The sequence below is a fragment of the Pirellulaceae bacterium genome, from assembly GCA_029243025.1.
Lineage (GTDB): Bacteria > Planctomycetota > Planctomycetia > Pirellulales > Pirellulaceae.
On record JAQWSU010000006.1, the window covers coordinates 101,795 to 113,826 of the forward strand.

Here is a 12,032-nt window from a genome sequence, read left to right on the forward strand (position 1 = left end):
GAGGGCAGCTGCTCCGACAAGACGCTTCATGATCAGGGCTGCGGGTTGCCAGTTTCTGGGTTGCCAGTTTCTGGGTTGCCAGCGAGCGATTGGGGACCTTCCAGCAGCCTTCGAATGGTCGGATCAAGACCTTCCATCTTCAAGGCAGGCGCAGCTTTAAAAGGCGAATACAGTGGATCGCCAACCAACACCATCGTCCACGAGTTAAAAGTGTTGCAGCGAAAAAACGACTCGGCAAGCGTAAATTTCCCGCTGAGCAGCAGGGCGAAAAATTCATTGGGCCGCGGAAATGCGATAATATACGGTTCGTAAGCTGGACCAATCGTAGCGGTGACTCCCTCTTCCAACATGCGTTTACACCAGACCTGACTTTTCGCATCACGCAACGTCCTCGCTTCACTGCTTGCCATGTGATAGGCCACAGAGCCGGGCACCCATTCAAAGGCATCAACGTATTTAGCCAAAGAATACCAACCACAATACAGGGCAGCATCGGAGCAATCGCCAGGTTGAAATAAGGCCTGGCGTTTATCGAGCACCACTTCGAAATCCGTATGATCGCGAAACAACTTTTCAGTCAACAGTAAAGACCGATCGTAGTCTTTGTAGGATCCAGTTTGAACCTGCTCCTCAACCTCCGCCAAACCCCGTGCATCGAGATAAACTTTCCCTTGCAGCCCTGTCTTCTCAACCGCGATCGCCTCATCAATAATCTGACGAGTACGTAACAAGGTTGGAGCTTCGAGGCGTGAGACCATATAGGTGGGTCGGTAGCGACGAATTGGGGAACCGTCAAAGCGATAATGAAGATAGTTGGGTTGCCATTGAAGTCGTTGATAAGAAGGCCAAGCAACGAGCGACAATTCACTGTCAAAGCTCGCGTAAGTCTCGTTCTTCTTCAACTTCTTTTGCTCTTCATCGATCCATGCGATGGCTCCATAGATCCCATCGCTCATCTCGATCAGAGCCAATAATTGCGAATCGCGCTCAAAGCCAAGCGGCAATCCTTCCATCGCGACTCGGCCTTGACGAATCCCAACAACTCGCCCACGAAAAGTGTCAAATTGAGATCGCAACTCAGCATTCGCATTACCACCGAGGTTTAGCTGCCGCGAAAGACTCTGCGCCATCATATTCAGGCCGAGTGAGCGAACAAAAATTGTCTGTAATTCCTGTAAAGCGAGCTTTCTTTCAGGCCCGTCCTCGAGCTTCATCACATTTGCTTGAGCAGCGGCAAGACGTTTCTCGAGAGATGCTTTGATTTCCTCCAAGCTGGCATCAACTGCCAACCCATCAGCCGATTCACCGCTGCCGGCAAGTGTCGCGAGCGACGAGAGGTAATCGTTGATCCGATCTATCCGACTGGCACGCTCTTCGCTCAGATAACGAACCAACTGGGTGAGGCTACCCTCAGCTTGATCCTTCTTGATGCGCAACGGAACATCCCAAACCGTCACGAAGCAGCGAATTGTTCCATGCAATTTCGTCTGACCCAACCAAGTACGAATTTTCGGTCTGACCTTTTCTTGCCAGTCGCTGTAGCTCAAATCCTTCCCGGGCGGCACATCGATCTCAAGAATCTGTTGCTTTGGAACCTTGCGCTCCTTCGCGTAGTAAGACGCTACTGCGCGCGACTCACGACTGCCTTTGACTGCGATGATCGCCACCTCTTCAGGTGTCAAATCAGCGTACGCAGCAGACGCTAAACCAAGTGCGAACACGAGTCCGAAATAAGATGAATGAATGCGTTTCAACGTAACTCACCTCTTACCAAAGGGAGGGCCTTGATTAGTGCAGCACAGTGGCCATGATTTTATCATGGAAGCACGCGTTGGCGGCAGCGTACAAAAGGCCGATCTGTCGAAATTACGATGGCGACTACTGCAAGTTTAACGCTGAGGCAGATTAGGCAGCAAACACCACGGCTCGCTCACGATCAGACAGTCGGCCCAACACGGCACGCATTTTCGTCAAGCTGCTACCAGGAGCCGATTTTCGCTTAGCGAACCGGCCCACATCCACCGTCTTTCCAAAAAAAACGGCTTCCCCTCAGGCAAGCCGTTTCTTGTTGAATTTCTACTGCGCGAAGGATGCTAACGTTTCGAGAACTGGGTTCCCCGACGAGCACCACGCAAACCGTACTTCTTTCGCTCTTTCATTCGCGAGTCTCGTGTCAAGAAACCATTGTCTCGCATGGCAGGGAAGACCTCGGTGTCGTAGCTGACAAGAGCTCGAGCAATGCCCATGCGACAGGCACCAGCCTGTCCCGTCGTTCCACCGCCATGAACGCGAATGATAACGTCGACGTCGGAACGTTTGCCCGATTCTTCGAGTGGTTCTAACAGGGAGCGTTGATCCTGGAGAATCGGAAAATATTCCTCCAACGCTTTCTTATTCACAATGATTTTTCCGCTACCAGCACGAATTCGCACGCGTGCCACCGATGATTTGCGTCGGCCCGTACCGAGTGCGTCATTGGTCAATTTGTCTTTTCGGATGGTAACCATGCCTACTCCAGCTGAGGCCCTTAAGCGGACCCACAATGCGTTATCACTTACCGGCTAACTCTTTGAGTTCGGGTTGCTGAGCTTGATGAGGATGATCAGCCCCGACATAGATCTTCAACTTCGAGAGCATTTTCCGGCCCAGGCGATTCTTGGGAAGCATGCGACGAACCGCTTCCTCCAGGATTTTTTCTGGACTTCTCGCTCGCACTTCATCCGCCGTCTGCACTTTGAGACCCGGATAGCCCGTGTAGCGGGTATATGCTTTTTGTTCCCATTTTTTGCCTGAAAAGGTAATTTTTTCGACGTTAACGACAACGACGAAATCACCCGTATCGACATGGGGCGTGTAGGTCGGTCGATGCTTTCCCATCAGGATCACGGCGATCTCGCTCGCCAAGCGACCGACGATCTTGTCCTCGGCGTCGACCAACCACCACTTGGTGTCGACCTCACCTGACTTCGCCATGTATGTCTTCGTGGCCGCCACCCTGAATCCTCCGTTGTAGCCCGAGACAGTTCGCCCCGGCGAATTGGTTGGTATTTTGGGAAACCCGTAATCTAGTCGTTTGCCCCGATCAGATCAAGGGTGGCTGGGGCCTTCCAAGAGGTTTCCACCAGCCCCATCAGGCAAGCCGGCGTCAAAGTCAAACCAATCCGCCAACTCGGCTGATTTTCGAACTGGCAACCCAACTAAAGCCGCAAGAAATCATTCAAAGCTTCGGCAACTTCCAGCGGCTTGGTGGCGACGGAATAGCCAATCAGGATCGCGATTAACAGGCCGAAAAAGAGAAAACTGAAGCCGCGGGGGTTGATTCCCACCTTCATTCCCTTTAAACGAAGCCGCAATTCCTGCTCGACCAAACGCCATCCACCCAAATCTTGCTGGCCCCCCACCGAGGTCAACTGGATGTTCCGCATCGCCGGAAATGACTCGATGTTTAGATGCACGCCCCGATTGGGCAACATCAGGGTCTGACCGACCCAACAACGGTTATCGTCGAGTTTGGCCGCCACCCCTTCCAGAACGGGGTGTAACTGCTCGGCCGTCACGTTGTAAATGACGAGGCGAGGACGGGTCAACATGGCAGCGAAAGTGGCACAAAGCAGATAGAGGCAAATCAACGGCGGCCAAATCCAGGCCCGAAAAAAAACGGCCGCTGTCTCCGGCATGAACAGTTCCATTGGCCCAGCGATCACGAAGCCCGAGATCGCGATCGCCAAAGCCAGCACATCCCGCGTTCCGGTCGTGACAAACGGAGACTGCGACAGATTAAGCCAACCTATTAACAATAAGTAGACACCGAGTGGCCCCATCGCGATGCAAAGATGAAGAGGATCCATCGGCGATTTCTCAGTTGGATCGAACGAGGAAGAGCAAGCCGTACAAAAGCATGCCAGGATTCTAGATCCCATTCCGAGACCGGTCAACAAGCAGCCGCTCGCGGCCAACCCGCCTTTCCGCTCAATCCTTCGACGACTGCCCAACAACGACTGCAGCCCGCTTTGCTAGTAGGGTGTTTTCAACCAAGCGTAAATAGCGGTAGCTATCCCAAAAATCGAGCAAAGCAAAAACCATTAGTAAAGCAACAACAGACAGCATTCCAAGCCAATACCACCAGAACGATGATCTCGTGGGATCAAGCATCCACGGACTGCCGAGAAAGCAAATGCCGGCCAAGCCGATCAAGAAACTCGTAAACATTCGGCGACGAAATTGCCGACGCCCAAAACTGATTCTCCTTGGATCGAGGTCGGCGGATTTGACCTGACCCCATTTCCGCGAGTGAGTGAAGATCAGAAATGCGGAAAGGGAGACTAAGACCAAAGCGATTATTAATCCAGCATACATGAAACTACACCATCACAATTGCTTCAACCACTCGGAAACGACCCAACCCACTTTCGCGAGAGATAGGGCAGAACATTTATCGGGCGTATCCTCGGTTGTATGCCAAAATGAATCGCGACTTCCGGGCCGTCCGTAATCAAAATCAATGATGTCGCAAGCAGGTATTTTGGCGATATCATGCAACATGAGATGATCATCACGAATTTCGTAACCTCGACGAGGCACGAATTCCACAACTCCCAACTCGGCTGCCTTTTTCCAAATATCTTTGACCAGCGGACGAGAATCTCGCCAGCGCAGACTATGGCGTTCCTGATAGATCTGCAAATCGGTATCAGCCACCATATCCAGCAGCACGGCCGCCTTGTATCGATGCGCTGGTGGATTTGCGACGTAATCCTGCGAGAAGTAACGCGACCCCAAGAAATAAGGATCCCGATCGTCTTCATAGACCAATTCTTCACCATCAAACAAGACGAAGTCAACACCGTACTTCGAATTCAATTGGGGCATCAAATTCCCGAGTTCTGCCAGCAACGCGACCCCACTGGCACCGTCATTGGCGCCCACAAACAAGCCACGTCTTTTGCGAGGATCGGGATCTCGGTCGGGAAAAGGGCGTGTGTCGTAATGGGCGCAGAGCAAAATCCGCTCCTTTCGTTCTGGGTGCCAACGGACAATGAGATTTGCCATCGGCACCGCCGAACCATTGCGCGGATGTCGCACCGAGAACCGCTGGAATTCTACCTGCCCGCCTTGTTGCTGAAAATGATCTCGCAGCAACTCCTGCTGCTTCAGCATGCCGGGCGATCCACTCATCCTGGAACCCAGGCCACAAATCCGTTGGAGCATCTCGTAGCTCCGCTGGCCATCAAACGGAATATCCCCCAAAGTGAGCTTGGATTTCTGGGAGGCGGCACCTTCGGCCTCACCAGGCCGATTCGTAGGAATAACGACGATCGCGATTAAAATCGCCAAGCCAATCAAGACGGCTGACCCCAAGAACACCGTTTGGCCATCGGGCCTTTTCATGTTACACCTGAAAACTCATGGAATAGAACGAAAACTGGCTGTCGCGTGCAGCGTATTCTAGCGCGTTTCTAGCCGACGGCAAAGACAAAACGTTTACCTGCCGGCCTTTGCGACGATGCGTGGAGAAAAAACGAATGGCGACGATCCGATTCACAGATATCAAGGCTCCGGCTCCTGAAATGGTCCGGATCCAGGAACAATATGCCTCTTGGCTCAATCAAATCACCGAAAATCCGGCCAAGACGCTGTCATGCATACGAGAATGGGATGAGTTGCGCCGATCGCTGAGTAGCTGGCAGTCACTGGTCGATTTGCACTTTAACCAGGACACAACCAACGCCCAATTTCAAGAAGCACGTAAACAGTGCGATCAATTAAAGCCCAAGCTGACAGAGCTTGAGGTCGCGATGAAGCGCAAACTACTCGACAGTCCACACCGCAGCATGGTCGAGCAAGAATACGGGCAGCACGTAATCCAGCTCTGGGAAGTTGACATTCTCACGTACGATCCGGCAATCGAAGCGGACCTAATTCGAGAATCGGAACTGGAAGCCGACTACAACGAATTACTCGCCAGTGCCGAATTGAAATTTGCGGGAGAGACTCAAAACTTGTCTAGCATTTCTAAGTTCCTTGAGGATCTCGATCGACAAGTTCGTCACGATGCTGACGCGACTCGTTGGCAATGGTTCGACAACCATCGACAACAGCTCGATGACATCTTTGATCAACTGGTGCATTTACGACATGGCATGGCACAACAACTTGGCTTTGAAAACTACATCGAATTAGGCTACAAACGAATGACGCGCGTCGACTATGGCATGGAAGATGTCGAACGCTATCGAGAAGCCGTTCGGACAGAGGTCGTGCCATTGGCGGAACAACTCTTGGCCAAACAAGAGAAACGGCTGGGGCTCCCTGCCGGCGAACTTCGTCACTGGGACGAACCAATCTATGACCTCAAGGGGAATCCCAAACCCGACAGCGACTACGACAAGCTAATCCAAATGGCCCAAGCCATATTCGACGACATGGGATACGGCCTGGACGATTTTTTTCGCATGATGCAAGACGCTGATCTGATGGATCTGAAGATCCGTTCAGGAAAAGCCGGCGGCGGATTCTGCACTTCGTTTGACAGCTATGGCATTCCCTTCATCTTTGCAAACTTCAATGGAACCAAAGGCGATGTTGAGGTCTTCACTCACGAAATGGGGCACGCATTCCAAGCCTACATGAGTCGCGATCAACCACTCTACGATTACCTCTGGCCAACCTACGAGTCATGCGAAATCCATTCGATGGGGCTCGAATTCCTGACCTACCCCTACATGGAACGATTCTTCGGCGATGAAGCTCAACGATTCCGAACAATCCATCTGACGCAATCTTTGCTCTTTTTGCCGTACGGAGTGGCCGTTGATCATTTCCAACATCTGGTTTATGCCAACCCTGATGCGTCCGCCGATGAACGTTTCGGCTTTTGGCAGCAAATGGAAGAACGCTATTTACCCTGGCGAAAATACGGTGATCTACGTCATCCTGCCAATGGGGGCCGCTGGCAGCTGCAACGGCACATCTATCTGAGTCCCTTCTACTACATTGACTACACCCTGGCCCAAACTTGTGCTCTCCAATTTTGGTTGAAGGCTACCCATGATCGAGAAAACACCATGAACGAATTCGTCGCGCTCTGCCGTCGGGGAGGAGAAGCGGCATTTCAAGATTTAGCCCAATCGGCTCAACTCATCAGTCCGTTCGAAGAGGGCTGCCTCACAAAAGTCATTGAGCAGGCTCAACAGGCATTGCTGGCCGATTAGCTATCGGATTTCCCATCCGTCGACTTGGAATCGGCATCGATCACAAAAGAGTCAATTACCTGATCGCGGGACAAATCGTCGCCGCCGAACGGAGCCGCGCGAAAGGGTCCCGCGGCTCCAAATGAACTCGCCGTAACCCCTTGGACCTGAACCCGTTTCCGGAACCAAATCATCAGCCACCGCCGATAAATCGCACGAAACATCGGGACCAACAACGAAAAACCGACCACATCGGTGAGGATTCCCGGTGTGATTAACAAAGCACCCGCCACGAAAATCATCAAGGCATCAACTAAGGTCGTCGTTGGCAATTGCCCGGAGCGAGTTTCATTTTGAAGCCGCCGGATCACATTCCAACCTTGATGACGGGCCAATGTCGCACCAACCACACCCGTTATCACAACGATCGCAAACGTACGCCAACCGGTGATCAAATCGGCAAGCTTCAACAAAATGAAGAGCTCGATTAAGGGGACCATCACAAACAGCAGGATGAGTCGCACAAGGAACCTCGGCACAAGATTATAGTTATTTTGCTAGTTGATCTCGCTGATTCAATTCGATCCGACAAAGATCCAGATCGCAAGCAACCGCCTGAAAGATTGTAGTCCGTTTCACCTCTAATGCGAATCCGGAAGCTACTTAGCCAAAATGAAGGCATCCAAACGAGAGCTGTGCCTTGGCACTCGCGAAGCCTGGGCGGAGTGAATCCGGCAATTCCTCGATCTATCGCTGCTGGCAAACTGAGGCCGAACAATCGATGCTGCTGGACAGTCGCACGAATCGAGTCGAGCCCCGATGACCCGATTCTCGGACAATGACGCGAGCGATGACGACGTCCGCAGGCTCAACGTCAGGAAGATCAGGTCGAAATCACCTGTTAGATTTCCTGATAAATCAGGCGCATGGCCCAAATTCAAGCAGGACGATTCGACCTGAATCAGAACATTGCTGGCAGCCAACTCATCCAGTATCGGCGCGGAAAGGGCACTGAAGAACCACAACTGCCGCAGATCTTTGGACGAAAACCCCTAGGAAAGGCCGATCATCAATGAGCCGATCGAATGGCAGTTGAACACCGCGGTCTGTTGACGATGAGGCCGTTGACCCTATAATTTTCGGTCAATGAATCGGGTCACCGCTAATCCCCCGTGGACAAAACTTCTACATAGCGGTCGGCCGGCCAGTCCTACCAGCGGAGATAAAAATCATGGTTGCCGAGTTGAGCGATACGAATTTCGAGCAAGAAGTCTTGCAATCGAGTGAACCCGTCCTTGTCGACTTCTGGGCTCCCTGGTGTGGACCCTGTCGGCAAATTACTCCGATGATCGAAGAACTTGCGAGCGAAAACAGCGGCTCGGCCAAGATTCTCAAGGTCAATATCGATGACAATCCAGGAACCGCCCAAAAATATGGCGTGATGAGCATCCCCACGCTGCTCGTGTTCAAGGATGGGAATGTGTCAGAGCGTTTTGTGGGCGTCCAACCGAAAGCGAAGTTGCAGGAAGCAATCGACGCGGCCAAGGCATAGGCCCCACGCGCAGAATTCGGAATGCTCGGCCGTTTTCGCAGCCGCCGAGCAGTTGCCCTCTGCCTTTCTTACTCAACAAGTCCGTGTCCGCAACGGTACTTGAGCTCGCTAGGGTGCGTCGCAGAGGCCCGTCGCAGAGGCCCGTCAACTGAAGTCGATTAGCAATAGCAAGGCGGCGAGCCAAGCGATGAACAGCAGTCCGGCTAGGCAGAGTAACCAGACCTTTCGGGGTGGGCTCCAGCGTTCCCAATTCGTTCTGGGCTGATCCGCCGCGGCAACCGACTCCACCGACTCCTGAACTCCCGAATCGGCTACCTGTCGTGGCTGGCCTCTTGATGATCCCATCTCTGTCGATAATTCCCTATCTAGGCGGGATGTTTACCTGCCGAATTTTGCCCCTGCACACAACGACCTAACTTTCTTCGTCACCTGCCTGTCCTGCGGCAAAATCGAAGTCCTCATCAAACGCTTTTTTGAAATCGTAAACATCATTAAAATCCTCGCGTTGATCGGAGGATGATTTCCGCATCAAGTCGACACCGATGAGGTTATAGACAATCTCACCGACATCATTCGTGCTATCAATGTTCCAATTACCGAGGACGACTCGAGCCATCATGCCATACTGTTCGATTGCATACCGACGGCAAGCTTCACACAATTCCTGTCCCGTCAAATGGCGTTCCACCTGAGGCTCTTCCTGCCTTTTCTCGTCGGACACATCGGATTTCGCAGCTTGCTCCTCCACGACTTCCACGTCGTCAGGTTTCCCCATGTCCATCACATCCTGCGCATAAGCCAATGCGTCTCTCACAAATTCATAAGCTTCGACGGGATATTTGGGATCACGCTCTAGAACCAGCTGCAATGGATGTGACATAGTTTCGATTCTCGCGTTGATACGACCTGCAAGGTTGGAAAGTTAGAATCCGCTTTCGAGCGACTAATTTACTTACCGCAATTTTCCTGTTGATGATTGCTCACCCTAGGCAGATCATTTTGATCGGCAGGACAAACTTACGACTCTGCCTCTGCCGAATCCTGATCAGAATCTGTCCCTTTTGTCTTCTTCGTTTTGTTTTGGACTTTGGGAGCACCTCTATTTTTCGACGATTTCGACTTTCCTGATCCGCGACGCAAGACGGTCAGAATCTCCGATGCACCGATTAGCACACGTCGATGGTCCTCCATCTCAACCATCAATTGCTCTGCCAGAATCGATTGACTGACGACTCGAGCGCGACCGTTGTCGGTCACGATATCGGATCCAACCGGCGGCAACTCCCGCTGAATATCCACATAGGTATCGTATTCGTAGCGGAGGCAACATTTTAGTCGCCCACAGCGGCCAGAAATCTTCGTGGGATCCAGCGTTGCTTTTTGTAGCTTTGCCATTTTCATCGAAACCGGAGGCATCGCCGACAGGTGTGTGTTGCAACAAACCGGTTTCCCGCAATCGCCGTAGTCTGCGAGTAGTTTCGCTTCGTCACGAACACCGATCTGACGCATCTCAATCCGCGTTTGGAATTCGGAAGCCAATTTGCGAACGAGCTCTCGGAAATCGACTCGCTCCTCAGACAGATAATAAACGACGACCCGCTCACCACCAAAGATGTGCTCCAGATCGACTAATTCCATCTGCAGACCTAGTTCCGAAACATGTCGCTTACAAGTTTCGAATTCCTCGCGACCCTGGGTCTGAATGTGCAACCACTCGTTACTGTCTTCGGCCGACATACGTCGCAACACTTGCCCCTGGGGAGGTCGATCAAGATGGCCTAAAGCATCTTCGGTGGCGACGCAAAGCACCTCACCCGCCTCGAGCCCCCGTTCGGTTCGTGCGATCACGTTAACGCCGCGACGAAGCTTGTCGTGGCCGCGAACACTAAATACTCCAAGCGCTCGCATCGCACCGTATCGGACTACGTACTTGGGCATAAGGGGTACTTGGGCCTAAGGGGATCTGCAGAAAAACAGGAAACAGGGAAATCATCGACAACGACCAACTGTCGGCCAACGCCCAGTATAGGGCTCTATCGAAATTGAATCGAGGACAGCGTGAGCGAATTATGGGGTCCGCTGAGGCGCAGCCCCCTAACGGGACGGCTCCGAATAGGACAAGGCCAGCAAGACGTAACCGGTTACTAGCTCTGGATTACCCTCCAACCATCGCTCATTTTGGTTAATCCAGGAGCCATCAGCACGCTGTTTCCCCGCAAGTTCCTGGTTGAGCTCCGAACGCCAATCGTGGGAATTGCCATCCTGATCCACAAATTCAGCAAAGCCAAGCGTGTCCAGAGCCTTCGCGAAGGTGTGATAGTAATAAAACAACCCCGCATTCCCCATCCCAGGGTTGGTCGACAAATCGTAATGTTTTCGGATCCAATCGGTGGCTGCCTTGACCCGAGGATCCCCCGCATCGACGCCGGCGAAAATCATGCTCTTGAGGCCCGCATACGTCATCGAGCCATAGCTTCGTAGGCCTCCATTGGCCGTTTCTCCGGCTTGACTAGTACCGCCAGCTGCCGGTGTGTAATAGAAGCCCCCATCATTGATCTTGTCGCTAAATGGAGTCGTATTGTCCACCGATTCAAGGTTTTGACATCGAGATACGAAAACCAAGGCTCGCTGAATCGCCTCGCTGTCAGCATCGTTTCCCACGGCGTGTAGAGCGTCGACCAGAAAACTGGTGTTGGACAAGTCAGGACGCGAATGCTTGCCATATCCGGCACCACCGTAGGCAGGATCCGACTGTGATTTGCCCTCACTGGTATCCCACTGGATCGAGGTTACAAACTTCTGAGCCCGCTTCAACGTCTCGTCATAACGACCATCCTGATTGGCTTCTGCGAAACACATCATCGCCAAACAGGTTTCGTAATTCCGATAGAGTGTCTCCGGTCGGTGGATCCCACCAGTCGGTTGCACGAGACTCTCTAGGTAATTGAGACTTCGAGATACAAGCGGATCCTCGACCGAGCGACCATGCCGGAGAATACCAGTCGTCACCAATGCCGTGACGCCGGGACCCGCTGCAACCAGATAGGAACCATCTTCATTTTGTCGAGTTCGCAAAAATTCAATCGCCCGACCAACCATCTGCTGATGATCGGAGACAGGCTCCGTTTCCGTCGATTGCTGTGCGACGCTAGTCAGCGAGAGTGATAAGATTAACGACAACGAAAGCGTTGCTCGGATGAAAGTTGCCATGAATTTGCCTCATCCCCTGGTTCGAACGAGTGTGGGTGTTTGCTTAGCTCGGAATTGAGTCGGCCGACAAAGATTGCCCA

Annotated in this window: 13 protein-coding genes; 2 read left to right on the forward strand and 11 right to left on the reverse strand. The window is 52.4% G+C overall.

The window, feature by feature from the left end; genetic code table 11:
- Window positions 1–32: 32 nt before the first annotated feature.
- The 6 genes from P8N76_02415 to P8N76_02440 all read right to left on the reverse strand — a co-directional run bounded on the left by P8N76_02415 (window position 33) and on the right by P8N76_02440 (window position 5,388).
- Window positions 33–1,754 (reverse strand): TIGR03790 family protein, encoded by a 1,722-nt coding sequence (locus tag P8N76_02415; protein MDG2380504.1) that lies wholly within the window; start codon window positions 1,752–1,754, stop codon window positions 33–35.
- Window positions 1,755–2,093: 339 nt separating this feature from the next.
- Window positions 2,094–2,507: a 30S ribosomal protein S9 gene (rpsI, locus tag P8N76_02420; protein ID MDG2380505.1), complete on the reverse strand. Its 414-nt coding sequence runs from the start codon at window positions 2,505–2,507 to the stop codon at window positions 2,094–2,096.
- A gap of 43 nt (window positions 2,508–2,550) precedes the next feature.
- Window positions 2,551–2,973 (reverse strand): 50S ribosomal protein L13, encoded by a 423-nt coding sequence (gene rplM, locus P8N76_02425; protein ID MDG2380506.1) that lies wholly within the window; start codon window positions 2,971–2,973, stop codon window positions 2,551–2,553.
- A gap of 224 nt (window positions 2,974–3,197) precedes the next feature.
- A complete protein-coding gene (locus P8N76_02430) occupies window positions 3,198–3,848 on the reverse strand; it encodes a hypothetical protein (GenBank protein MDG2380507.1) in 651 nt (216 codons plus the stop codon).
- Between the two features lie 121 nt (window positions 3,849–3,969).
- Window positions 3,970–4,356 (reverse strand): hypothetical protein, encoded by a 387-nt coding sequence (locus P8N76_02435; protein MDG2380508.1) that lies wholly within the window; start codon window positions 4,354–4,356, stop codon window positions 3,970–3,972.
- 12 nt (window positions 4,357–4,368) lie between these two features.
- Window positions 4,369–5,388 (reverse strand): M28 family peptidase, encoded by a 1,020-nt coding sequence (locus P8N76_02440; protein MDG2380509.1) that lies wholly within the window; start codon window positions 5,386–5,388, stop codon window positions 4,369–4,371.
- Window positions 5,389–5,522: 134 nt separating this feature from the next.
- Between P8N76_02440 and P8N76_02445 the strand changes: the two genes are divergently transcribed.
- A complete protein-coding gene (locus P8N76_02445) occupies window positions 5,523–7,211 on the forward strand; it encodes a M3 family oligoendopeptidase (GenBank protein MDG2380510.1) in 1,689 nt (562 codons plus the stop codon).
- Here P8N76_02445 and P8N76_02450 read toward each other — a convergent pair.
- Complete coding sequence (locus tag P8N76_02450; protein MDG2380511.1) at window positions 7,208–7,714, reverse strand: FxsA family protein; 507 nt, start codon at window positions 7,712–7,714, stop codon at window positions 7,208–7,210. The genes P8N76_02445 and P8N76_02450 overlap by 4 nt on opposite strands.
- 707 nt (window positions 7,715–8,421) lie before the next feature.
- Here P8N76_02450 and trxA point away from each other — a divergent pair.
- Complete coding sequence (trxA, locus tag P8N76_02455; protein ID MDG2380512.1) at window positions 8,422–8,742, forward strand: thioredoxin; 321 nt, start codon at window positions 8,422–8,424, stop codon at window positions 8,740–8,742.
- A gap of 144 nt (window positions 8,743–8,886) precedes the next feature.
- Here the strand turns inward: trxA and P8N76_02460 are convergent, their stop codons facing one another.
- The 4 genes from P8N76_02460 to P8N76_02475 all read right to left on the reverse strand — a co-directional run bounded on the left by P8N76_02460 (window position 8,887) and on the right by P8N76_02475 (window position 11,952).
- Window positions 8,887–9,087 (reverse strand): hypothetical protein, encoded by a 201-nt coding sequence (locus tag P8N76_02460; GenBank protein MDG2380513.1) that lies wholly within the window; start codon window positions 9,085–9,087, stop codon window positions 8,887–8,889.
- Between the two features lie 67 nt (window positions 9,088–9,154).
- Window positions 9,155–9,622, reverse strand: a complete 468-nt coding sequence (locus tag P8N76_02465; GenBank protein ID MDG2380514.1) for a hypothetical protein — start codon at window positions 9,620–9,622, stop codon at window positions 9,155–9,157.
- Between the two features lie 137 nt (window positions 9,623–9,759).
- Complete coding sequence (gene ricT, locus P8N76_02470) at window positions 9,760–10,680, reverse strand: regulatory iron-sulfur-containing complex subunit RicT (protein ID MDG2380515.1); 921 nt, start codon at window positions 10,678–10,680, stop codon at window positions 9,760–9,762.
- A 156-nt stretch (window positions 10,681–10,836) separates the two neighbouring features.
- The gene (locus P8N76_02475; protein MDG2380516.1) at window positions 10,837–11,952 is read right to left on the reverse strand and encodes a terpene cyclase/mutase family protein; all 1,116 of its coding nucleotides are present in this window, start codon (window positions 11,950–11,952) and stop codon (window positions 10,837–10,839) included.
- Between the last annotated feature and the right edge of the window lie 80 nt (window positions 11,953–12,032).